Annotated in this window: 19 protein-coding genes and 1 riboswitch; of the genes, 13 read left to right on the top strand and 6 right to left on the bottom strand. The window is 62.5% G+C overall.

The features are described 5' to 3' along the window. Positions 1–78 precede the first annotated feature (78 nt). A riboswitch (TPP riboswitch) is annotated at positions 79–184 on the top strand. A 146-nt stretch (positions 185–330) separates the two neighbouring features. After that, complete coding sequence (gene thiC, locus N8H74_RS07665; protein ID WP_217834698.1) at positions 331–2,220, top strand: phosphomethylpyrimidine synthase ThiC; 1,890 nt, start codon at positions 331–333, stop codon at positions 2,218–2,220. Between the two features lie 151 nt (positions 2,221–2,371). Further along, entirely contained in the window at positions 2,372–3,664 is a 1,293-nt protein-coding gene (gene cytX, locus N8H74_RS07660) for a putative hydroxymethylpyrimidine transporter CytX (protein ID WP_262146813.1), read from the top strand. Here the strand turns inward: cytX and N8H74_RS07655 are convergent. Beyond that, on the bottom strand, positions 3,633–4,379 hold the full coding sequence (locus tag N8H74_RS07655) for an RsiV family protein (RefSeq protein WP_217834700.1): 747 nt from the start codon (positions 4,377–4,379) through the stop codon (positions 3,633–3,635). The two genes, cytX and N8H74_RS07655, sit on opposite strands and share 32 nt — an antisense overlap. 226 nt (positions 4,380–4,605) lie before the next feature. Here N8H74_RS07655 and N8H74_RS07650 point away from each other — a divergent pair, with 226 nt between their 5' ends. The 9 genes from N8H74_RS07650 (at position 4,606) to N8H74_RS07610 (ending at position 14,471) form a co-directional block, all read left to right on the top strand. Continuing rightward, a complete protein-coding gene (locus N8H74_RS07650; protein ID WP_217834701.1) occupies positions 4,606–5,223 on the top strand; it encodes an NUDIX domain-containing protein in 618 nt (205 codons plus the stop codon). Further along, the gene (locus tag N8H74_RS07645) at positions 5,214–5,666 is read left to right on the top strand and encodes a DUF1249 domain-containing protein (RefSeq protein ID WP_217834702.1); all 453 of its coding nucleotides are present in this window, start codon (positions 5,214–5,216) and stop codon (positions 5,664–5,666) included. Before N8H74_RS07650 ends, N8H74_RS07645 begins: the two co-directional genes overlap by 10 nt. 109 nt (positions 5,667–5,775) lie before the next feature. After that, positions 5,776–6,591, top strand: coding sequence for a 3',5'-cyclic-AMP phosphodiesterase (cpdA, locus tag N8H74_RS07640; RefSeq protein WP_262146812.1), 816 nt, complete (start codon positions 5,776–5,778; stop codon positions 6,589–6,591). A gap of 654 nt (positions 6,592–7,245) precedes the next feature. Further along, entirely contained in the window at positions 7,246–7,851 is a 606-nt protein-coding gene (locus tag N8H74_RS07635; protein ID WP_262146811.1) for a YqiA/YcfP family alpha/beta fold hydrolase, read from the top strand. A gap of 43 nt (positions 7,852–7,894) precedes the next feature. Then, the gene (parE, locus tag N8H74_RS07630) at positions 7,895–9,802 is read left to right on the top strand and encodes a DNA topoisomerase IV subunit B (RefSeq protein ID WP_217832757.1); all 1,908 of its coding nucleotides are present in this window, start codon (positions 7,895–7,897) and stop codon (positions 9,800–9,802) included. Next, positions 9,802–10,791 (top strand): esterase-like activity of phytase family protein, encoded by a 990-nt coding sequence (locus N8H74_RS07625; protein ID WP_217832756.1) that lies wholly within the window; start codon positions 9,802–9,804, stop codon positions 10,789–10,791. Before parE ends, N8H74_RS07625 begins: the two co-directional genes overlap by 1 nt. Continuing rightward, positions 10,788–11,312, top strand: coding sequence for a TIGR02281 family clan AA aspartic protease (locus N8H74_RS07620; RefSeq protein WP_217832755.1), 525 nt, complete (start codon positions 10,788–10,790; stop codon positions 11,310–11,312). The genes N8H74_RS07625 and N8H74_RS07620 overlap by 4 nt, the downstream gene beginning before the upstream one ends. A 7-nt stretch (positions 11,313–11,319) precedes the next feature. Beyond that, a complete protein-coding gene (parC, locus tag N8H74_RS07615; RefSeq protein ID WP_217832754.1) occupies positions 11,320–13,584 on the top strand; it encodes a DNA topoisomerase IV subunit A in 2,265 nt (754 codons plus the stop codon). Between the two features lie 176 nt (positions 13,585–13,760). Then, positions 13,761–14,471, top strand: coding sequence for an ABC-type transport auxiliary lipoprotein family protein (locus N8H74_RS07610; RefSeq protein ID WP_217832753.1), 711 nt, complete (start codon positions 13,761–13,763; stop codon positions 14,469–14,471). 358 nt (positions 14,472–14,829) lie between these two features. On the opposite strand, the gene N8H74_RS07605 is transcribed toward N8H74_RS07610, so the two are convergent. After that, on the bottom strand, positions 14,830–16,338 hold the full coding sequence (locus N8H74_RS07605) for an AhpA/YtjB family protein (RefSeq protein WP_217832752.1): 1,509 nt from the start codon (positions 16,336–16,338) through the stop codon (positions 14,830–14,832). A 134-nt stretch (positions 16,339–16,472) separates the two neighbouring features. On the opposite strand from N8H74_RS07605, the gene serB reads away from it, so the two are divergent. After that, positions 16,473–17,687 (top strand): phosphoserine phosphatase SerB, encoded by a 1,215-nt coding sequence (serB, locus tag N8H74_RS07600; RefSeq protein ID WP_262146810.1) that lies wholly within the window; start codon positions 16,473–16,475, stop codon positions 17,685–17,687. 63 nt (positions 17,688–17,750) lie between these two features. Here serB and N8H74_RS07595 read toward each other — a convergent pair whose 3' ends face one another. The 4 genes from N8H74_RS07595 to N8H74_RS07580 form a co-directional block, all read right to left on the bottom strand. Then, positions 17,751–19,505, bottom strand: a complete 1,755-nt coding sequence (locus N8H74_RS07595; RefSeq protein WP_262146809.1) for a molecular chaperone — start codon at positions 19,503–19,505, stop codon at positions 17,751–17,753. 123 nt (positions 19,506–19,628) lie between these two features. Then, complete coding sequence (gene asd, locus N8H74_RS07590) at positions 19,629–20,489, bottom strand: archaetidylserine decarboxylase (RefSeq protein ID WP_217832749.1); 861 nt, start codon at positions 20,487–20,489, stop codon at positions 19,629–19,631. A gap of 18 nt (positions 20,490–20,507) precedes the next feature. Further along, positions 20,508–21,323 carry a rhodanese-like domain-containing protein gene (locus N8H74_RS07585; RefSeq protein WP_262146808.1) on the bottom strand — a complete coding sequence of 272 codons (816 nt, stop codon included), beginning with the start codon at positions 21,321–21,323 and terminating at the stop codon, positions 20,508–20,510. A gap of 39 nt (positions 21,324–21,362) precedes the next feature. Then, positions 21,363–22,901 (bottom strand): HDOD domain-containing protein, encoded by a 1,539-nt coding sequence (locus tag N8H74_RS07580; protein WP_262146807.1) that lies wholly within the window; start codon positions 22,899–22,901, stop codon positions 21,363–21,365. A gap of 166 nt (positions 22,902–23,067) precedes the next feature. On the opposite strand from N8H74_RS07580, the gene motA reads away from it, so the two are divergent. Continuing rightward, positions 23,068–23,919 carry a flagellar motor stator protein MotA gene (gene motA / locus N8H74_RS07575; protein WP_217832746.1) on the top strand — a complete coding sequence of 284 codons (852 nt, stop codon included), beginning with the start codon at positions 23,068–23,070 and terminating at the stop codon, positions 23,917–23,919. Positions 23,920–23,921 lie beyond the last annotated feature (2 nt).

Raw genomic sequence — 23,921 nt, 5'->3', positions numbered from 1 at the left:
AAGCCGCCGCAATTGCGCCATTCATCATGGTGTTTGCCACGGTGTTGGCGTTCTTTGCCGGTTGTGTCTAGACTGGCCGGGTTCTTGTCGGGGTGCCTTGCTATGAGGCTGAGATCGAATAATTTCGGATCCCGTTGAACCTGATCAGGTTAGCGCCTGCGTAGGGAACAAGATTTCTCGTCCACCCGGCGAGTCCTCTTGTGCTTCGTCCGGGAAATTGTTCGACAATCGAACGCTCGACGACGATGCACAGCACCAGTCCTGGTGCGTCCGTGCCTTTCAGGTTCTGCTCCGACAATCCATGCCTGGATGCTGTCTGGAGAGCCCGTGATGACGACAAAATCAAAAAACGCGATCAACCTGAGTGACTCGGCCAAGGTCGATGAGCAGTCGGTTCAACCGTTCACCCGTTCGCAAAAAGTCTACGTTCAGGGCTCCCGCCCGGACATCCGCGTGCCGATGCGCGAAATCACCCTCGATGTGACCCCGACCGACTTCGGCGGCGAAATCAACGCCCCGGTGACCGTCTACGACACCTCTGGCCCGTACACCGATCCGAACGTGGTGATCGACGTGCGCAAAGGCCTGGGCGATGTGCGCTCGGCGTGGATCGACGACCGTGGCGACACCGAGCGCCTGAGCGGCCTGAGCTCGAACTTCGGCCAGGAGCGTCTGGCCGATCCGGAGCTGACCAAGCTGCGTTTCGCCCACGTCAACAATCCACGCCGCGCCAAGGCCGGGGTCAACGTCAGCCAGATGCACTACGCGCGCAAAGGCATCATCACCGCCGAGATGGAATACGTCGCCATCCGCGAGAACATGAAACTGCAAGAGGCCCGCGCCGCCGGCCTACTGAAGCAGCAACATGCCGGCCACAGTTTCGGCGCGAGCATCCCGAAAGAAATCACTGCCGAGTTCGTCCGCGAGGAAATCGCCCGTGGTCGCGCGATCATTCCGGCCAACATCAACCACACCGAACTGGAACCGATGATCATCGGCCGTAACTTCCTGGTGAAGATCAACGGCAACATCGGCAACAGCGCTCTGGGTTCGTCCATCGAAGAAGAAGTGGCGAAACTGACCTGGGGCATCCGCTGGGGTTCGGACACGGTCATGGACTTGTCCACCGGCAAGCACATTCACGAAACCCGCGAGTGGATCATCCGCAACTCGCCGGTGCCGATCGGCACGGTGCCGATCTATCAGGCGCTGGAAAAGGTCAACGGCGTGGCCGAAGACCTGACCTGGGAGCTGTTCCGCGACACGCTGATCGAGCAGGCCGAGCAGGGCGTCGACTACTTCACCATTCACGCCGGTGTGTTGCTGCGCTACGTGCCGCTGACCGCCAAGCGCGTGACCGGCATCGTGTCCCGGGGCGGATCGATCATGGCCAAGTGGTGCCTGGCGCACCACAAAGAGAACTTCCTCTACACCCACTTCGACGAAATCTGCGAAATCATGAAGGCCTACGACGTCAGCTTCTCGCTGGGCGATGGCCTGCGTCCGGGCTCGATTGCCGACGCCAACGACGAAGCGCAGTTCGGTGAACTGGAAACCCTCGGCGAGCTGACCAAGATCGCCTGGAAACATGACGTGCAATGCATGATCGAAGGCCCGGGCCACGTGCCGATGCAGTTGATCAAGGAGAACATGGACAAGCAGCTGGAGTGCTGCGACGAGGCGCCGTTCTACACCCTCGGCCCGCTGACCACCGACATTGCTCCGGGTTATGACCACATCACCTCCGGCATCGGTGCGGCGATGATCGGCTGGTTCGGTTGCGCGATGCTCTGCTACGTGACGCCGAAGGAACACCTGGGCCTGCCGAACAAGGATGACGTGAAGACCGGGATCATCACCTACAAGATCGCCGCTCACGCAGCGGACCTTGCCAAGGGCCATCCGGGCGCGCAGATCCGCGACAATGCCTTGAGCAAGGCGCGGTTCGAATTCCGTTGGGAAGACCAGTTCAACCTCGGCCTGGATCCGGACACCGCCCGTTCGTATCACGATGAAACCCTGCCGAAAGACTCGGCCAAGGTCGCGCATTTCTGTTCGATGTGCGGGCCGAAGTTCTGCTCGATGAAGATCACCCAGGAAGTCCGCGAATATGCGGCCAACCAGCGGATCGACGCGGTCGACGTGGACGTCGCCCAAGGCCTGGCGGAACAGGCCGAGCGCTTCAAGAAGGAAGGCAGTCAGCTGTACAAGAAAGTTTGATCTGACCTGAGACCGGCGGCGCCGGTACGGGCCTCTTCGCGAGCAAGCCCGCTCCCACGGGGAATCTGTGTGGGAGCGGGCTTTCGCGTGAGGGCGGCAGAACCGGCGCCGACCATCTCAATGACAAAAATATTCCTCTGAGATAACACCCTTGAGCATTCAACCCGGCACCTATTCCCCCGATCTCGCCGTACCCGCTGACAAGCGCGTGTTCGGTGGTCGTGATCTGTTTTCCCTGTGGTTCTCCCTCGGTATCGGCCTGATGGTGTTGCAGACCGGTGCGCTGCTGGCGCCGGGACTGGGCCTGTCCGGCGCGTTGCTGGCGATTTTTCTTGGCACGCTGGTCGGCGTGCTGCTGCTGGCGGCCGTGGGCGTGATCGGCAGCGACACTGGTCTGTCGTCGATGGCCGCGCTCAAACTCAGCCTCGGCAGCAAGGGCGCGAGCCTGCCGGCGCTGCTCAACCTGCTGCAACTGGTCGGTTGGGGCTCATTCGAAATCATCGTCATGCGTGACGCCGCCAGCCTGCTTGGCACCCGTGCGTTCAGCGAAGGTTCGCTGTGGGCGAACCCGGTGTTGTGGACGCTGTTTTTCGGCGCACTGGCGACCTTGCTCGCGGTCAGTGGACCGCTGACGTTCGTGCGCAAGATCCTGCGCAAATGGGGCATCTGGCTGCTGCTTGCGGCGTGCCTCTGGCTGACCTGGAACCTGTTCGCCAAGGCTGATCTCGCTGCCCTGTGGGCGCAGGCCGGTGACGGGTCGATGCCGTTTGCCGTGGGCTTCGACATCGCAATCGCCATGCCGCTGTCGTGGCTGCCGCTGATCGCCGACTACTCGCGTTTCGGCAAGCGGGCGAGAAACGTGTTCGGTGGCACCGCCGTCGGCTTCTTTATCGGCAACTTCTGGCTGATGAGCCTTGGCGTGGCCTACACCCTGGCGTTCGCGCCGAGCGGGGAAGTCAACGCGCTGCTGCTGGCACTGGCCGGTGCGGGGTTGGGGATTCCACTGTTGCTGATCCTGCTGGACGAGTCGGAAAACGCCTTCGCCGACATTCACTCGGCAGCGGTTTCCAGCGGGATTCTGTTGCGTCTGAAAGTCGAGCATCTGGCCCTGATCATTGGTGTGGTCTGCACCCTGATCGCGTTGCTCGCGCCATTGGCGCAGTACCAGAATTTCCTGTTGCTGATCGGCTCGGTGTTCGCGCCGCTGTTCGGCGTGGTGCTGGTGGATCACTTCATCCTGCGCAAGCGCAGTGGCCAGGTGGCGTCAGCCGCGTTGCGCTGGCCGGCGCTGCTGGCCTGGCTGGGTGGCATCAGCGCCTATCATTTGCTGGCGAATCTGTATCCGGACGTCGGCGCAACCCTGCCGGCGCTGGTGCTGGCAGGGCTGCTGCAACTCGTTCTCGGCCGGGCCTTCAGTTACGGCCGGGAAACAGCTCGGGCTTGAGGATGCCATTCAGGCGCGGGTAAGGGATTTTCAGTTCGACGTGGCCCAGCGCATAAGGCGCGATGGTGCTCACGTCGTACTTGAGGATCACGCCGCCGTAGGTCAGCGCCACGTGCGGGGTTTTCTTGAACGGCCAGTTCGCCACGAACTCCGCTTCCTGATCAAGCTTGGTGCTGATCAGCCAGCTGTTGTGCGCCACTTGCCCGGCCTTCCAGAACGCGTCTTCCTGACCCGGCAGCAACATGTCCGCCAGGGTCAGCACCTTGTGCTGCTGACGCGAATAGTTGATGAAGCCGCGACCCGGTGTGCCATGGGCGCCGCCGGTGTCGAGGTAGCTCGACACCTCGACGATCACCAGTCCGTCATGCTGCTCGCGTACCTTGGCCTGCAAATAGCTGCTGTTGCGCGGGCCGGCGGTGCGCAGGAACTGCTCGCGATAGGCCGCCAGGGTCGGCGCTACCGGGTCGCTGGCTTCGGTGCGGGTCATTTGCAGCAGGCGTTTTTCGATGATGCCGTCCAGCGCCGGTTCTGCCGGGAAATGTACGGTGTCGATGTTCACCAGCGGGCAGTCAGGGTTGGAGCAGCCGGGTTTCAGTTGTTCCGAAGCATCGCGGGTGGTTTCCAGCGGCGTGCGGTAATTGGGCTGGAACAGGCTGGCGCAGGCGCCCAGGGTCAGGGCGATGGCGGCCACGGAGGCGATTTTGAAAAGCGACATGGGCGTCCTTTCTGAAGCAGGGGAAGGCAAAAAGTTACCGCTTCGACTCTCAACGAAGCAGTCAGTTCGCCACTAAGCTAATTAGAGTGGGTTTCGCCTCCACCGTCCATCCCGCAGACGGTAAAGGGGCTGCATCAAACGGCGCGGGCGCGTTAGGATGCGCGAAATCGAGGTCGCAAGTCACAAAAGGCACCTCGTAACGGATTTGCAGTAGACGAGGATGCTCATGACTGATTTTGCCAATGCCACGCCGACCGCCATCGATATCGTGCGTCGCGAAAATTGCTACAAGGGCTTCTACAAGCTCGACCGGGTGAACCTGCGCCATGAATTGTTCGCCGGTGGCATGAGCCGCGAAATCAACCGTGAAGTGTTCGTGCGTCACGACGCCGTGTGCATGCTGCCCTACGATCCGCAGCGCGATGAAGTGGTGCTGATTGAGCAGTTTCGCGTCGGCGCCATGGGCAAGACCGATAACCCGTGGCTGGTGGAACTGGTCGCTGGTCTGATCGACAAGGATGAACAGCCGGAAGAAGTTGCTCACCGCGAAGCGCAGGAGGAAGCTGGACTGGACATCAAGGCCCTGTGGCCGATGACCAAATATTTCCCGTCGCCGGGCGGCAGCAACGAGTTCGTGCATCTGTATCTGGGGCGTTGCGAGACAACCGGCGTCGGCGGCCTGTATGGGCTGGAGGAAGAAGCAGAAGATATCCGCGTCACGGTCTGGGCTTTTGAAGATGCTCTGCAGGCCGTACGCGACGGACGGATTGCCAATGCGGCGAGCATCATCGCCTTGCAGTGGCTGGCGCTCAATCGCGCCGAAGTGAGGGGGCTATGGTCGTAAACAAGTTGCGCGATCGCTACCGGGTCGACCTCGTGGGGCTGCAAGCCGCCTGCGAGGCCAACTATGCGCGCCTGATGCGACTGCTGCCGGACATGCGCAACGATCCCGAGGCGCGGCGCATCGCCGTGACCCAGGGCGAGCAGATGCTCGGCGTGCTGGCCCTCGAAGTGCTGCAGACCTGCCCGTATACCACCACCCTGCAGGTGCGTCAGGAACACAGCCTGCCGTGGCTGCCGGTGCCGCAACTGGAGGTGCAGGTCTATCACGATGCGCGCATGGCCGAAGTGATCAGCGCCGAACATGCGCGACGCTTTCGCGGCATCTATCCTTACCCGAACGCGGCCATGCATCAGCCCGATGAAAAGGCCCAGCTCAATCTGTTCCTGGGGGAATGGCTGAGCCATTGCCTGGCCTGCGGTCACGAGTACGCGGTGGTTCGATAACCGCCGCAAGTTGTGAACTGCGTCCGGTTCACCGGTTTCCTCTTTGAACAATCCCCCAGCATAATTGCGCCACCTATCCGATCCCGCGATTCAGCCCTGGGAGAACGCCTTGCCGAGCGTATCGACTCTGACCACCGCCGACGCGGCGTTGCTGGTGCAAATCTCCGACAGTCATTTGTTCGCCGAAGCGGACGGCACGCTGCTGGGCATGAACACCCGCGAGAGCCTGCAAAAGGTCATCGAACTGGTGCTCGAACAGCAGCCGAAGATCGATCTGGTGGTTGCCTCCGGGGATTTGTCCCAGGACGGCACGCTGGAGTCGTATCAACAGTTTCGCAGCCTGACCGCGCAGCTCGATGCGCCGGCGCGCTGGATTCCCGGCAACCACGACGAGCCGCAGATCATGGCCGAAGCCGCCGTGCAAAGTGCGTTGCTCGAGTCGGTGGTCGACATCGGCAACTGGCGGGTGACCCTGCTGGATTCGGCGGTGCCGGGTTCGGTGCCGGGGTATTTGCAGGACGATCAGTTGCAGTTGCTGGCGCGCGCGTTGAGCGAGGCGCCGCAGCGGCATCATCTGGTGTGCTTCCATCATCATCCGGTGTCGATCGGGTGTGCCTGGATGGAGCCGATCGGGTTACGTAATCCTGAGGCGTTTTTCGAGGTGCTGGATCGGTTTCCTCAGGTGCGTGCGGTGTTGTGGGGGCATGTGCATCAGGAGATTGATCGGGAGCGAAATGGCGTGCGGTTGATTGCTTCGCCTTCGACTTGTATTCAGTTCGAGCCGGGGAGTGAGGATTTCAAGGTCGGGGAGCAGGCGCCGGGGTATCGGTGGTTGCGGTTGTTGCCTGACGGGCGGTTGGAGACTGGGGTGGAGCGGGTTACCGGGTTTGAGTTTACGGTTGATTATGGGTCTGATGGGTACTAGGTTGATCGGACTACCGGGTACATATCCGTTGCTGCGGTAACGGCTGCTTTCGGTTCCGCCCTGACGGTCGGGTCACTTTTGGCAAACGCCCCAAAAGTAACCAAAAAGTCTTGCCCCAACGTTCGGCCCCTCGCCTAGGCTCGGGGTTCCTTCGTTCCGGGATCCATCCGGGGGCATCGCCTACGGTTTGCTTCGCTGCACCTCCTCTCGATGTGTTCGACTTCGTCGAACGGTCGCTGCGCTCCCACCCCCGGATAAATCCCTCCACTCAGCCTGCCGAAGGGGCCGGCACGGCAAGATCAAAAGCGGTACTCGAGCTAGCGCTCATTGTGTTGAGTGGTGAGAAGCGGATGCGGACTTCGCGGGCTGCTTTTGCCTTTGCCTTTGCCTTTGCCTTTGCCTTTGCCTTTGCCTTTGCCTTTGCCTTTGCTTTTGCTTTTGCTTTTGTGGGAGTGGGCTTGCCTATGAAGGCGGCCTGGAGCAGACCTGGTTCTGGTGGATGTACATATTCTTCACTGCTGCCTCGATCAGTCCCCTCTATCCCCGGGCGGTCCGACGTTTCGGGAGGGTTAGGGTGAGGGGCTTTTTTAACCACAAGCCGAGCCTTTCTCCCTGTAAACTCCGTTTTCCTTAACCGACGCCCAGGGAGCTCCAATGTCCGGTTCGATCCTCTATATCCACGGTTTCAACAGCGCACCCGCCTCGAAAAAGGCCTGCCAACTGGTCGCCGTGATGGAGCAATTGGGCCTGAGCGATCGGCGGGTTCCTGCGCTGCATCACCATCCGCGCGAGGCCATCGGTCAGTTGGAGCGGGCGATTGCCGAACTCGGCCGGCCGTTGCTGGTGGGAAGTTCGCTCGGCGGCTACTATGCGACTCACCTGGCCGAGCGTCATGGGCTGAAAGCCCTGCTGGTCAACCCGGCCGTGAGTCCGCACCGGATGTTCGACGGCTATCTGGGCACGCAGAAAAACCTGTATACCGACGAAACCTGGGAATTGACCCACGACCACGTGACGGCCCTGGCCGGGCTGGAAGTGCCGGCGCCCCAGGATCCGCAGCGTTATCAGGTGTGGTTGCAGACCGGGGACGAAACGCTGGACTATCGCCATGCCCAGCTGTATTACCGGGCCTGTGCCTTGCGCATTCAGGCCGGCGGCGACCACAGTTTCCAGGGGTTTGCCGGGCAATTGCCGGCGTTGCTGAGTTTTGCCGGCATTGGCGCCGATTTGTATCAGGCAATCGATTTCACCGCGTTGTGATCGCTTGCCCCATTTTTCATTGAATCACTGACGACGAGACCCTATGGCCACTCCCAGCGCTAGCTCCTATAACGCAGACGCCATCGAAGTCCTCTCGGGCCTCGACCCGGTGCGCAAACGCCCGGGCATGTACACCGACACCAGTCGGCCGAACCACCTTGCCCAGGAAGTCATCGACAACAGCGTCGACGAAGCCCTGGCCGGCCACGCCAAATCGATCCAGGTCATCCTTCACGCCGACCACTCGCTGGAAGTCTGCGACGACGGTCGCGGCATGCCGGTCGACATTCACCCGGAAGAGGGCGTGTCGGGTGTCGAGCTGATCCTGACCAAGCTCCATGCGGGCGGCAAGTTTTCCAACAAGAACTACCAGTTCTCCGGCGGTCTGCACGGGGTCGGTATTTCCGTGGTCAACGCCTTGTCGACCCAGGTGCGGGTGCGGGTCAAACGTGACGGCAACGAATACCAGATGACCTTCGCCGACGGCTTCAAGGCGACCGATCTGGAAGTGATCGGCACTGTCGGCAAGCGCAACACCGGGACCAGCGTGTATTTCTCGCCGGACCCGAAATATTTCGACTCGCCGAAATTCTCCATCAGTCGCCTCAAGCATGTGCTCAAGGCCAAGGCCGTGCTGTGTCCGGGGCTGTTGATCAGCTTCGAAGACAAAGGCACCGGCGAAAAGGTCGAGTGGCATTACGAAGATGGCCTGCGCTCCTATCTGGTGGACGCGGTCAGCGAGTTCGAGCGTCTGCCGGATGCGCCGTTCTGCGGCAACCTGGCCGGCACCAAGGAAGCGGTCGAGTGGGCGTTGCTGTGGCTGCCGGAAGGCGGCACTTCGGTCACTGAAAGCTACGTCAACCTGATCCCGACGGAGCAGGGCGGCACCCACGTCAACGGTTTGCGCCAGGGACTGCTCGACGCGATGCGCGAGTTCTGCGAATTCCGCAGTCTGCTGCCGCGCGGCGTGAAGCTGGCGCCGGAAGACGTCTGGGAGCGCATCGCGTTCGTCCTGTCGATGAAAATGCAGGAACCGCAATTCTCCGGCCAGACCAAGGAGCGTCTGTCGTCCCGCGAAGCGGCGGCGTTCGTGTCCGGTGTGGTCAAGGACGCGTTCAGCCTGTGGCTCAATGCCAACCCGGAAACCGGCCTGGCTCTGGCGGAGCTGGCGATCAGCAACGCCGGTCGTCGTCTGAAGGCGAGCAAGAAAGTCGAGCGCAAGCGCATCACCCAAGGGCCGGCGCTGCCGGGCAAACTGGCGGACTGCGCAGGGCAGGACCCGATGCGTTCCGAACTGTTCCTGGTCGAAGGTGATTCCGCCGGCGGCTCGGCCAAGCAGGCGCGGGACAAGGAATTCCAGGCGATCCTGCCGTTGCGCGGCAAGATCCTCAACACCTGGGAAGTCGACGGCAGCGAAGTACTGGCGAGCCAGGAAGTCCACAACATCGCCGTCGCCATCGGGGTCGATCCGGGCGCCGAAGACATGAGCCAGTTGCGCTACGGCAAGATCTGCATCCTCGCCGACGCCGACTCCGACGGTCTGCACATCGCGACGCTGCTCTGCGCCTTGTTCGTCCAGCATTTCCGCCCGCTGGTGGATGCCGGTCATGTCTACGTGGCGATGCCGCCGCTGTACCGCATCGACCTCGGCAAAGAGATTTTCTACGCCCTGGACGACGCCGAGCGCGACGGGATTCTTGATCGCCTGGTGGCCGAGAAGAAACGGGGCAAGCCGCAGGTCACTCGATTCAAGGGCCTGGGTGAAATGAACCCGCCGCAACTGCGTGAAACCACCATGGACCCGAACACCCGGCGTCTGGTGCAGTTGACCCTCGGGGACGACTTCGCCGAAACCTCGGAAATGATGGACATGCTGCTGGCGAAGAAGCGCGCCGGTGACCGCAAGACCTGGCTCGAATCCAAGGGCAACCTCGCCGAGGTGCTGGCCTGATGCGGTTTGGCTGGGCCTTGGCGGGTGCGTTGCTGCTGGGTTCGATGGGGGTGTCGGCGGAGCCTGTGCAAGAGCTGCGCGTGCTCGCCGAGCACCCGGTCGAAGGCATGCGCGGCGGCAATCTGTCGGGGCTGGCCCTGTGCGGCAACGAGCTGTGGACGGTTTCGGATCGCGACGATGACCAGATCTACCGTCTCGATACCCGTGACCCGGTCTGGCAGGCGACTGCCGTGCGCATCGAGCCGCCGCCAGTACCCGACAGCGGCTTGCCGTGGGGCATCAAATCGCGGACCTGGGCGGCGTCGTTCGTCCGTGGTGGCGATCTGGACTTCGAAGGGATCACCTGCGACAGCGCCGGTAATCGCTACATTGTCAGTGAAGGCCACGCCGCGGTGTTGCAAGTGCCGCCGCAGGGGCCGTCGTCGTGGCTGAAAATCTCTCCGATGATGGTTCGCGAGGCGCGCGCCAGCGGCATGTTGCTGCAATTCAATGCGATCTTCGAGGGCCTGGCGATCAATCCGGCGGGCGATCAGATGTGGCTGGCCGCCGAGCGGCAAAGCCGGGGTTTGTTGCTGATCAAGCGCCAACAGACGGTGTGGGATTGTGACGGTCGCTGTGTGCTGCTCAGTGAAGGCGGGATGGAAATGCAACCGCCGCAGTTTCCCAAAGCCAGGCCGGTCAACCGGGATTTTTCCGACCTGTCATTGTTCAACGGCAAACTGTTTACCCTTGAGCGCAACGCCTACCAGATCTGTCGTCGCGATGCGCAGACGGCCAAGGTCGAGCTTTGCTGGTCTTACGCGGCCGAGTTGTTGCAGGGAAATCGTCGCTATTCGCAGAACTTTGGGCTGGAAGAGGCGCTGGTTATCGATGCTCAGGGTGCCTGGATCGGCGTCGACAACAATTTTGGTCCTCGCGCCGATGGCGAGGTTCGCCCGATCGTCTGGCGTTTCGCCGCGCCAGACGGCGGCTGGAGCGCCAAGCCATGAGCCAGCAACCGCCGGGCAAGCGTGCCGGTCGGGTGTTGATGATTCTGGCGTGGTGCGCGGCGCTGTTTCTGGCGACGCGGTTTTTCGGCCAATGGGAAGATCGCCAGCAGAATCCGAACGTGGTGGTCAGTTCGCAGCAGGGCGACGGTTTTATTGAAGTGAAGCTGGCCGGCAACGCCCAAGGGCATTTTGTCGCCAGCGGCCAGATCAACGGTCAGCCGGTGGAGTTCATGCTCGACACCGGCGCGACCGACGTGGCCATCCCGGCCGACGTGGCGAAAAGCCTGAAGCTGGAAGAAGGTTTCGGTGTGACCCTGAGCACGGCCAATGGCCTGAGCCAGGGCTATCGGACCCGGATCGACCGCCTGCAACTGGGCGACATCGTGCTGCGGGACGTCCGCGCGCTGGTGGCGCCGGGCCTGCATGGCGATCAGGTGTTGCTCGGCATGAGCGCCCTGAACAAACTTGAATTTACTCAGCGCGGCGGCACCATGCTGCTGCGCCAGACAACGAACCGATGAGGCCCGCATGAGCGACAACCTTGCAGACAGCTTAGATGGCGTAGAACGCCGGTCGCTGGCTGACTTCACCGAAAATGCCTACCTCAACTACTCCATGTACGTGATCATGGACCGTGCCCTGCCGCATATCGGCGACGGTCTGAAACCGGTACAGCGGCGTATCGTCTACGCCATGAGCGAGCTGGGGCTGGACGCCGATTCCAAGCACAAGAAGTCGGCGCGTACCGTCGGCGACGTGCTCGGCAAGTTCCACCCCCACGGCGACTCGGCGTGCTACGAAGCGATGGTGCTGATGGCCCAGCCGTTCAGCTATCGCTACACGCTGGTGGACGGCCAGGGCAACTGGGGTGCGCCGGACGATCCGAAGTCCTTCGCCGCCATGCGTTACACCGAGGCGCGGCTGTCGCGTTATTCCGAAGTGCTGCTCAGCGAGCTGGGCCAGGGCACGGCGGACTGGGGGCCGAACTTCGACGGCACCCTGCAGGAGCCGCTGGTGCTGCCGGCGCGTCTGCCGAACATTCTGCTCAACGGCACCACCGGTATCGCCGTGGGCATGGCCACCGACGTGCCGCCGCATAACCTGCGTGAGGTCGCCAGCGCCTGCGTGCGTCTGCTCGATGAGCCGAAAGCCACGGTCGAGCAGCTTTGCGAACACATTCAGGGGCCGGATTATCCGACCGAAGCGGAAATCATCACCCCGCGTGCCGACCTGCTGAAAATGTACGAAACCGGCAAGGGTTCGGTGCGCATGCGCGCCGTGTACCACGTCGAGGATGGCGACATCATCGTCACCGCGCTGCCGCATCAAGTCTCCGGGGCCAAAGTGCTGGAGCAGATCGCCGCGCTGATGCAGGCCAAACCGTCGAAAGCCCCGCAGATCGCTGACCTGCGCGACGAATCCGACCACGAAAACCCGTGCCGCATCGTGATCATCCCGGTCAACAGCCGCGTCGACCACGAAGCGCTGATGCAGCACCTGTTCGCCAGCACCGAGCTGGAGTCGACCTACCGGGTCAACGTCAACATCATCGGTCTGGACGGCAAGCCGCAGCTGAAAAACCTGCGGGCGCTGCTGGTCGAGTGGCTGGAATTCCGCGTGCTGACCGTGCGTCGCCGCCTGCAATTCCGCCTCGACAAGGTCGAGCGTCGCCTGCACCTGTTGGACGGTTTGCTGATCGCTTACCTCAACCTGGATGAAGTGATTCACATCATCCGCACCGAGGATCAACCGAAGGCCAAACTGATCGAGCGTTTCGCCCTCAGCGAAATCCAGGCCGACTACATCCTCGACACCCGTCTGCGTCAGTTGGCGCGACTGGAAGAGATGAAGCTGCGCGACGAGCAGGACGAACTGCTCAAGGAGCAGGCCAAGCTGCAGGCGCTGCTGAGCAGCGAAACCAAGCTGAAGAAGCTGGTGCGCAGCGAGTTGATCAAGGATGCCGAAACCTACGGCGATGACCGCCGCTCGCCAATCGTCGAGCGTGCCGAAGCCAAGGCACTGACCGAGCACGATCTGCTGCCGAATGAGAAAGTCACCGTCGTGCTGTCGGAAAAAGGCTGGATTCGTTCGGCCAAGGGGCACGAGATCGATGCCACCGGCCTGTCGTACAAGGCGGGTGATGGCTTCAAGACTTCGGCGGCGGGGCGTTCCAACCAGTCGGCCGTGGTCATCGACTCCACGGGGCGCAGCTACTCGCTGGCTACCCACACACTGCCATCGGCCCGGGGCCAGGGCGAGCCGCTGACCGGCCGTCTGACCCCACCGCCGGGGGCGACGTTCGAATGCGTGCTGATGCCGGAAGACGACGGCCTGTACGTGATCGCATCCGATGCCGGCTATGGTTTCGTGGTCAAGGGTGAAGACCTGCAAGCCAAGAACAAGGCCGGCAAGGCCCTGCTAAGCCTGCCGAACAACGCCAAGGTGATCGCGCCGCGTCCGGTGCCCGACCGCGAGCAGAACTGGCTGGCCTCGGTCACGACCGAGGGTCGCCTGCTGATCTTCAAAATCAGCGATCTGCCACAATTAGGAAAGGGCAAAGGCAACAAGATCATCGGGATTTCCGGTGAACGTGTCGCCAGTCGCGAAGAATATGTCACGGACATCGCCGTCATTCCGGATGGCGCCACACTGGTGTTGCAGGCCGGAAAACGTACCCTGTCGCTGAAAGCCGACGACCTCGAACACTACAAGGGTGAGCGTGGGCGGCGTGGTAACAAGTTGCCTCGTGGCTTCCAGCGGGTGGATGCGCTGCTCGTCGAAAACCTCAATTAAGCGTCCTAGAGCGCCAGATCTACGATTTAACCCGTAGATCGGCGCTTTGGCGCTGGAGTCGGAACGCATATTCACGGATGATATGGCCTTTCCATCGCCGGCGTGGCCGAGCGTTCTTCATATTTATTGAGTATTTTCACTGTGGTCAGCCTTGTGGCAACCACCTGGACGGGATGATGACTTCTCTGCGCCCCCTTATTTTCCTGCTCGCCGGCGTTCTTGGCCTGGCGGGTTGCAGCGTTCACCAGCCGGTGTCGCTGTATCAGCTGGACAGCGGAAGTCCGGCTCAGCCTGCGCAAAGCGCGGGCATGGCGGTATTGTTAGGCCCTGTGGTCGTGGCCGATTACCTGCAACGCGAGACGCTGCTGCAGCGTCAACCGGATGGCAGCCTGCAAGCTTCGGCCGATGGTCGGTGGGCCGGCAGCCTTTCGTCGGATATCGATCAACTGCTGTTGCGTCAGGTTGCCGGTCATCTGGACAGCCAGCGTGTAGTGCTGGCACCCGCCACGTTGGGCTTCAGCCCGGACGTGCAGGTCTTGCTGACCATCACTCGCCTGGATTCGGGCAAGGCGCAACCGGCGATTCTCGATGCCCAATGGCGCCTGATCGACCGTCGTGGTCAGGTCCGTGACAACCGCATTGTGCATCTGCAAGAGCAGCATGCCGGGACCACTGCTGCGCAGGTTCAGGCCCAGGGCGTGCTGTTGCAGCGTCTGGCCGAGCAGTTGTCGGTGGCGCTCAAGCCACTGGCCAACCAGCCACCGGTCGCCGAGGCACCGCGCAAACCGGCGCCGAAACCGGCGGCGCCAGCAGCGGAAACCGAGAAGCAGCCGAAGATTCCAATGGCTTCACCGATCCGCACGGACATGGAAGTGTTCCGCTTCTAAGCCTGGACTGCTTGAAAACAGAGCCCGCCTTGTGCGGGCTTTGTTGTGTCTGGGGAACGGGTAGAAGATCAAAAGCCCCTCACCCCAGCCCTCTCTCAGGGTGAGAGGGAGCCGACCGTGGTGTCTGACGCTGTCCATCGACCTGGAGGATCGTGTCGATTATAGAGCTGCTAGCGATGGGGCGAAGTGCTGATTCCGGATTCGGCACGGCGCGCTCAGGTCGGTGTGACGCCTGAGCATCCCTCAATCGGTTCCCTTTCCCTCAGGGAGAGGGCTAGGGTGAAGGGGCTTTCACTGCCAACAAAAAGCCCGCAGACAATCACTCATCTGCGGGCTTCGTTTACAACCGTATCAGGCCTCAGGCCCGGCGCTCATGCATCCGCGCCAGTTGCCGCTCCAGCATCGACGGATAAGGCTCCATCAACCGCTCCACGCAGCAAGCGCCCTCGGGGCTGGCGATCGGGCGGATCCGCGCACGCTGGCGGATCAGCGCGTCGTCGCTGATCTTGCGCTCCACCAGCAGCAGGTTGCGGCTGTGTTGCGACAGCGCGAGTGCGTCCTGGGCGGAGTCGGTCAGCAGCAGGTCGATCTGGCTCAGGCCGAACAGTTCGTCGCCGAGGGTCAGGCCCAGCTGCAATTGCAGGGTGATGCCGCTGTCGGCGACTTCGATCTGCAACTGATGGCCCAGCGCTCGCAGCAGTTCGCCGCAGCAGATGGCGTTGGTCAGGTAGTCGTCGCCGCTGTCTTCGCTGTGGAACAGCATCAGGGTGCTGCCGTCGTTCAGCGTCTCGATTTCGCCCTGATACAGCGAAGCGGCCTGATCGAGGCAGTCGCGATAGCGCTCCAGCAGTTCTTCCAGGCGTGCGCGCGGCAGGCGTCGCAGTTGCTCCTGGGAACCCAGTTGCACCGCCAGCACCGCCGTGTGTTGCGGCACGTTCGGGGTTGGCTGGCGAACGGCCGGTGGCGCGGTTTCGTTCAGCGATTCGTCGCGCAGGTCGGCGAACGCGTCGTCATCTTCGTCGTCCTCGACGGTGCTGACCACATGGCGTGGCGCCGGCTTTTGCGCGGCCATCGGCCGGCTCTCGTCGAAACTCGGGTCGCGCAGGTTGCGCACTTCGAATTCCGGCTCGTCGTCTTCGAGTTCCGGTTCCGGCTCAGGCTCGGGTTCGGCCGGTTCCGGAGCGTAGCTGGCGTGCAGTTGACGGGCGAGGTCGCCGATTTCGTCCTGACGCTCGATGCCCGGGGTGAATTCGTCAATCCGGCGCAGCCACACCCGCAGTTGCAGCAGCGGCGTGGAAATGTGCCGGCCCAGACGCAGGCTCAGAGCCAGGGCGAGCGCCAACAGGATTGCACTCAGAATGCCCATGCTTTGCAGGCTGATGGTCATCGGCTGCTGGAACTGATCCATGTCCAGGCTGATGCGCAGTTGCCCGGCGGTCACGTCCTGGAAGGTGATCTTGCTCTCGTACATGCCTTCGGCTTCGCCCAGCAGACCGTGCTTGGGACGCTGACCGGACTCGGCGAGGATGCGGTTGTCCACGCTGTAGATGGCCGCGTGGGCCACCAGTTTGTTCTTGGTCAGGTTGTTCAGCAGCACGTTGAGACTGAGGATGTCGTTGGACACCAGCAGTTCGGTGGCGGAGGTGGCGGTCTGCGTGGTCAGGCTTTCACCCAGCGCATCGGCCTGCTCGTGCATGGCCTGCTTGAACTGCAAACCCATCACGCAGGCGTAGATCACCAGGGCCAGAGCGACCAGGATCACGTTATGGCTGGCGATGCGCAATGCAATCGGTACACGGCGGTGGCGCAGTGCACGGAAGATCAGCAGGAAGAAGTTATCGGTTTTAACTGGCGTGGGCCGGTTCACTGAGCTCGGCTCTTTTGTCCGTGAAGTTGACGCGCAGTATAGCGACAGGCCCTAGACCGGCAAAGCGCTGGCGGTGCCCGATGGTCACTGAAAGTGGGTAGAATGCGGTTTTTTTCCAGTTGCGGGGGTGCGCGTTGCGCGAAATCGTCCTGATTAACATCACCGGATCCGATCGTCCGGGTCTGACTGCGGCCATTACCGGCGTTCTGGCCCAGGGTGGTGTGAACATTCTCGACATCGGTCAGGCGGTGATCCACGACACCCTGTCGTTCGGCATCCTGGTTGAAATTCCCGACACCGAGCAAGGCCAGTCGGTGCTCAAGGACATCCTGTTCAAGGGCTATGAACTCGAGCAGCAGGTGCGTTTCACCCCGGTGTCCGAAGAGGATTACCAGCAGTGGGTGGGCAACCAGGGCAAGAAGCGCCACATCGTCACCCTGCTGACCCGCAAAGTGACTGCCGGCCAGTTGCAGGCCGTGAGCTCGATCACCGCCAAATACGGCCTGAACATCGATCACATCGACCGTCTGTCGGGACGCATGCCGCTGGACACGCCGGCCGACAAGGGCAAGGGCTGCATCGAGTTCTCCGTACGTGGCGAAGCGGCGGATCCGCAGGCCCTGCGCGCCGAATTCCTCAGCGTCGCCCAGGAGCTGAACGTTGACATCGCCTTCCAGGAAGATTCGCTGTTCCGCCGCAATCGCCGTCTGGCGGTGTTCGACATGGACTCGACCCTGATCGAGGCCGAAGTCATCGACGAGCTGGCGAAGGCGGCCGGCGTGGGTGACAAGGTTTCGGAAATCACCGAACGGGCAATGGCCGGCGAGCTGGATTTCCGCGCCAGCTTCAAGGAGCGCCTGGCGTTGCTCAAGGGCCTGGACGTCAGCGTGCTGGACTCCATCGGCGCTTCGCTGCGTCTGACCGAAGGCGCGGAAACCCTGTTCGCCGAACTCAAGCGTCTGGGTTACAAGACCGCGATCCTGTCCGGCGGCTTCACCTACTTCGCCAAGCAGTTGCAGGCCAAGCTCGGCATCGACTACGTGTTCGCCAACGAACTGCAAGTGGTCGATGGCAAATGCACGGGCGTGGCGGTCGAGCCGATCGTTGATGCCCAGCGCAAGGCTGACCTGTTGAAGGAGCTGGCGCAGAAGGAAGGCTTGCGTCTGGAGCAGACCATTGCGGTCGGCGACGGCGCCAACGATCTGCCGATGCTGGCGATTGCCGGCCTGGGCGTGGCGTTCCGCGCCAAGCCGCTGGTCAAGCAGTCGGCCAAACAGGCGATTTCCACCCTGGGGCTGGATGGCGTGCTGTATCTGCTGGGCTTCCGGGATCGCGACGGGCAACTCTGAGTTGTATGCGGACTCTTCGCGGGCAAGCCCGCGAAGGGGGCGCCTCGATTTGGCTGATGCCGCTCAAAGCGACTTCCACAACGAATCGAAATCCTCTTCGCTGCCGCCATTCTGTGCGCTATCCAGCGACCGATAAGCAAACTGATTGAAACTGTGAGTGCTCGCCACCCGCCGGTCCAGCCCGGCGCGGTGCTCTTCGCCGTGGGTGTTGATCAGCACTTTGCTGCCCTCCTGGAACGGCAGGCGCGGTGCGAGCAATGTGGCGGGCAGGTCGATGGCGCTGATCTCCGGCAGCAGCAGACCGCGCAGATAGTGGCTGTGATCGTCCCGCGAGCGCACCAGTTGCAACCCGCATGGCTGCGCGTGAGGGGCCACCAGTTCGATGCCCATTTGCGTGCCGGCACCGCGTACCTGGCGGATCCAGCGCACCACGGCAATGCTCCAGCCCTGGCTTGCGGTGTCCTGAATGCCGACCATTTCCCCGGCCTGCAATTCGGCGGGCACTTCTTTCGGCCAGGCCAGGCAATAACCGCCGGGGCTGTGGTTGATCACTGGCAAAGCGTAGGTCGGGTAGTGCGGTGGACTGTCAGTGTTGTCTTCGTCTTCGATCAGCGGTTCGTAGAGGATTTCCTCGTAGGGCAGGAATTCGTCGCTCTTGCTTTGCGGCGCGGCGTCGAAGGCCTGGCTCCAACTGTCCTTTTCGCCCTTGGCCACTGCACTGTTGAAGTTGGCAGTGCGGGCGCCGGGGTGCTTGAGCATTTCGCTGAACGAGCGTTCGCCGCCGAGATAGAAGTGCAGGGCGCTCATGCCGACGCACACGGTCAGGTTGCCCTGGCCGACGGTGCGCTGGAAACTGCGCTCGGCCGCCTGACCCCAGGTGGCGTGCAGATGCTGCAGGGTATCCAGGCTCAGCCCCGCCGGAATCGGCAGCGGCGTCGAAGTGGGGTGGTGCAGCAGGTGGGCTTCGATGGCCTCCACCAGGGGCTGCGGATCGAAACCGAGCATCCCGGCCTGTTGCTCACTGCGAAACATGCTGCGGTAGCGCGGCCCGGCGTCGAGTTCGGCGGATATCGCGAACAAGCCGTCGGTGGCTGCATCCGGGGGCAATTTCAGCCACGCGCTCCACGGTTCCAGCACCTCCGCCAGTCGCGCGATCTGGTTCTGGCGCAGTTGATTGCAGCGAGCGCTGCCCAGCAGCAGGGCAGCGAGGTAGGTCTGTTCGACGCTCAATTCACGGGTGAGGCTGGCCAGGTCATCGCGCACGCCCCGATGTTGCAACTGCAACTGGCTGGCCGTGCGATACAACTGATGCAACTCGAACCACAGATGCTCCGGCGCCGGGCTGTAAAGCTGCGTCGCCCGTAGCAATTGCCCCTTGAGCGCATGGGTGGCCCGTTGCAGGGACAGGCTGACCAGCTCCGCTCGCGCCTTGGTGTACTTCGGCGCGATCCGCAGAACGATCTGTTTGTAGCCGTTGGCCAGCTGGCTTTGCAGGGCCTGGCAGAGGTTGACGATTTTGCGCGAGCGGTCATCGAGCATGATGGCCTGATGGAGGAAGTGTCGCTCCAGATGCTGGCAGACGAAGTACACCTCGGGGCGCAACAGTTCCAGCAATTGCAGACGATTGTCGCTGGGGGTCAGCAGTTGGTTGAGTTCGCCCAGGCCTTGATACAGCTGACGGGCCGTCTCGCCGATATTGGCCTTGGGCAGGCCGGCGATCCAGCGTCTGAGGTCGCGCGGGTTGGCCTCACAGAAGGACAGGCGCAACTGTGTCGGGGTCGGGGCGCGCAGCTGAGGTGGGGGGATGGTCTGGCTCATGCCAAAAACCATAGCAGCAAATGGGCCGTTGCGTTGGTGCGGGGAGGGGCCGGAGTTGCCCGGTGACGCCAGGCTGCGCTCTCGATTTTCGGCAAATCAGGAGCGCAGCCTGCACGGGGATGGTCAGGCGTTCGGCAGGGCCAGGGCCTGGCCCATTTGCACCGGCGAACCAGCCGCCAGTTCCTCGGCCCACTTCACTTGATCAGGCCCGAACAGCACGATGGCGGTGGATCCCAGCTTGAAGCGCCCCAGTTCCGCACCTTTTTCCAGATGAATCGGCGCGCGGGCGGCTTCGTCGTAGCGGAAGGTCTTCAGTTCGCGTTTCGGCGGCGTGACCAGACCGGCCCAGACGGTTTCGATCGAGGCCACGATCATCGCGCCCACCAGCACCACGGCCATTGGCCCGCGCTCGGTGTCGAAGATGCACGCCACGCGCTCGTTACGGGCGAACAGCTCTGGCACGTTTTCAGCGGTAGTCTGGTTGACCGAGAAGATCCGGCCCGGGATGTAGACCATTTCGCGCAGGGTGCCGGCCAGCGGCATGTGTACGCGGTGGTAGTCCTTCGGCGACAGGTAAATGGTGGCGAAGTCGCCGCCCATGAAAGGCGCGGCGTTCGCGGTATCGCCGCCCAGCAGTTCGAGCACGCTGAAACTGTGGCCCTTGGCCTGGAATACGCGACCGTGTTCGATCGGGCCGAGCTGGCTGACCGCGCCGTCGGCCGGGCTGAGGATCGCCCCCGGCGTCTGATCCAGCGGACGTGCGCCGTCTTTCAGGGCGCGGGTGAAGAAGGCGTTGAAATGCTCGTAGGCGGTCACGTCTTCAACCAGTGCTTGCGACATGTCCACCTGATAACGCTTGGCGAACCAGGTGGTGAACGCATTCTTGAACCAGCGCACGCGGCACTCGGCGATGCAGCCGGCCAGGCGCGACAGCAAGTGGTGAGGCAGCAGGTACTGGCTGAGGATAAACAAACGCTCTTTCATTGACTGTCCTTAAAAACCTTAAAGCTCGACGGGCGTGTCGGGGTGGTTGCCCCATTCGCCCCAGGAACCGGCGTAGCCCTTGACTCGCGGATAACCGAGGGCCTTGGCCACCAGATAAGTGAAACCGGACCGGTGATGGGTCTGGCAGTGGGTAATGATTTCCTTGTCGGGCGTGATGCCCAGTTGTTCGAGGATCTGCGGCATGTCGCTGCGAATGCGCAAGTGACGGGCCTGATCCATGCCCGCCGTCCATTCGAAATTGACCGCGCCGGGAATGTGTCCGCCCTTGGCCGCCAGGACTTTTTCGCCGGAGTATTCCAGTGGCCCGCGCGCATCCCAGATCGCCAGGTCGGCGGCGCCCAGACGGCTTTGCAGGTATTCGCGGGTGGCGGTCGGCTCGTCGCGCAGGGTCAGGGCCACCGGGCCGCCGACCGCCGGCGGGATCTGGATCGACATCGGCGAGCCTTCTGCCAGCCAGGCCGGCAGACCGCCATCGAGGTAGTGGTACTTGTCGTGGCCGATCACGTCGAGCAGCCAGATGAAGCGCCCGGCCCAACCGCCGCCTTCGTCGTCATAGACCACGTAGACCGCGTCCGGGCGATGGCCCAGTTCGCCGAACAGTTCTTCGAGTTTTTCCCGGGTCGGCAGCAGGCCCGGGGCCGGCGCCTGACCCAATTGGGTGCGTTTGGGGTCGACAAAGCGTGCGCCGGGAATATGACCCTCGGCATAACGGGCGGCACTGGTCAGATCCACCAGAATCAGATCGCGGGATTCGAGGCGCGGGAGCAGGTCGCTCGGCTCGATCACCAGCGCCAGGCCAGAGAAATCAGACATGTGAGGTCTCCAGAGCACAAAGGGGAAGGATTGTAGCTGTCATTGGCCGCGCTGGCTAAAACTGTGCAGCGCTTTCTCGATGCACTGCGCGGTTTTGCCGAAGGCTTGTACGGTGATGTCGGCGAACGGCCCGCCACCCTGGTCGGCCACCACAATCATGATGACCCGGCCGTTGTTCACCAGCGAGCGCAAAAACAGGTGCTCGCCACGGAACAGGCTGCGCAGGGAGGCCGGCAACAGGGCGGAGAACTGGGCGTTGTTGTCCGGGGTGATCCGCACCTGCGCCTGTTGCGCGAGCAGCCGTTGCAGCACGCTGCTCTGGCTGACGACGAAGTTCAGCGCGGCTGCCTCTTTCGGCAATCCGGCAATTTGGTGGACGCGCAGGTTGGCGTGGGTGCGGTCGGCCATCAGGATCATCACCCGGCGCATGCCACTGGCGGCCAGGGCGTCGCGGGCGGCGATGGTCAGGTGCATGGCATTGGTGAAGCGGCTTGGCGTCGCCAGCAGTTCGGCGCATTGCTGGCGCCACTTGGCGAGATCCTCGGCCGTCGGCGCGGCGGCAGGCAGCATCCCGGCGGGCAGACGGCGGGTGCCCCAGGGCCACAGCAAGGAAATCGCCGGGTGCCACAGATCGGGCATGCCATGCAGGCGCGCGCTGTTGGCCGCCTGCTGGTGCAGCTGTTGCTGGACTTCGTCCATCGAAATTTGCAGGTAAAGGCTGGTCAGGTATTGCCAGCGCTCGCTGTGCGGACTGTCCCAGGCCTGTTGCGCCGAGAGCGCCAGACCGTTCGCCAGCAGCACGGTATTGGCCGGCTGATTGAGCCAGCGGCGCAGGGTCGGATCGTCATCCAGGCGATTCTGCTGGCGCAGCGGATGTTCGCTGTCGCGGGCGATGCGCAGGACCTTGACCAGTTCCCGTTGCTCGGTGAGCAGCAGCCGATAACCCTGCTGCACCCAGATCGGCAGGCGCCAGGCCTCAACCAGCGCTTCGCCGATTTTCAGCAGGCGTACGCCGAACAGCTGTTTTTCTACCTCGCGAGCGGATTCGCCCTTGTGGATCACCCGCAGTTCCCACTCTTCGAGCAGCTTCGGGAAGGTCAGCGCCAGCGGCCATAACGGCGCCAGAAACAGCAGGCTGCCCCAATGGATGTCCTGCCACAGTCGCGCCAGGCGCCCGGCGAAAAAGCCGTTGGCCTGTTGCGTGGCGTGCTGGCTGATCATCTGCAACTGGCGCAGGGGCAACGGGATCTGCGCGCCGGGTTCGGCAGGCAGGCGTGCAAGCAATTCTTCAGTGCGGGCGAGGCCGAGGCGGTTGATCGCGATTTCGAGGTTTTCCGCCGGGGCGGCCATGCTGCCGTGGGTGTGGCGGTTGGCTTCGCGGATGATGCTCAGCGCCAGGGCCGGGCTGTCCTGCATCAGTTCGGCGATGTCGCGCAGCGAGCTGCGGTTGTCGCGGATCGCCCGGCAAACGCGGTCATGGGCTTCTTGGGGAACTGGCAGGCGGACGCTATCGAGCAGTTTCACCCAGCCATCGAGCGTGGTCGGTTTCGCGTGTGGAACGTTCGTTTCATTAGCCATGTCTGGACGGGATCTTCATCAGCTGTAGACGCGCCCGGCACGGGCTAAATTGGCTTTTCGCCTGAACTGCCTATAGTCTGGCGCAGTTTTGCCGATAAGTAGAAGAAGAGATTTTTTAACTTCCGAATATGACCTTGAACCCGACTTAAGTAAGTACCTTCTATCTATGGCTAAAATTATCGGCATCATCGTCGTATTCGCGAGCGTGCTCGGCGGATACGTGCTCTCCCACGGCAAGATTGCCGCCCTGATCCAGCCTTTCGAGGTGATGATCATCGGTGGTGCGGCCCTCGGCGCATTCCTCCAGGCCAACCCCGGCTACATGACGATGCACGTGCTCAAGAAGTCCCTGGGCATGTTCAGTTCGCGCTTTAGCCACACCTTCTATCTTGAAGTGCTCGGCCTGATCTACGAGATCCTCAACAAGAGCCGCCGCGAAGGCATGATGGCCATCGAAGGCGACATCGAAGACGCCGCCGCGAGCCCGATCTTCGCCAAGTACCCGGCGGTGTTGAAGGACGAGCGCATGACCGCGTTCATCTGCGATTACCTGCGCATCATGTCTTCCGGCAACATGGCTCCCCACGAGCTCGAAGGCCTGTTCGACATGGAACTGTTCAGCCTCAAGGAAGACCTCGAGCATCCATCCCACGCGGTCAACGGCATTGCCGACGCCATGCCGGGTTTCGGTATCGTCGCGGCAGTACTGGGGATCGTGGTGACCATGGCGTCGCTGGGTGAAGGCGACCAGAAGTCCATCGGTCTGCACGTGGGTGCGGCACTGGTCGGTACATTCTTCGGTATTCTCGCCGCCTACGGCTTCTTCGGCCCGCTGGCGCACTCCCTGGCCCACGACGCCAAGGAAGAACTCAACGTCTACGAAGCCATCAAGGCCTCGCTGGTGGCTTCGGCTTCCGGCATGCCGCCGTCGCTGGCCGTCGAGTTCGGCCGCAAGGTTCTGTACCCGGCTCACCGTCCTAGCTTCGCCGAGCTGGAACAAGCGGTTCGCGGTCGCTAAGT

Source organism: Pseudomonas sp. B2M1-30, from assembly GCF_025447575.1.
GTDB lineage: Bacteria > Pseudomonadota > Gammaproteobacteria > Pseudomonadales > Pseudomonadaceae > Aquipseudomonas > Aquipseudomonas botevensis.
This window is presented reverse-complemented; position numbering and strand designations above follow the sequence as displayed.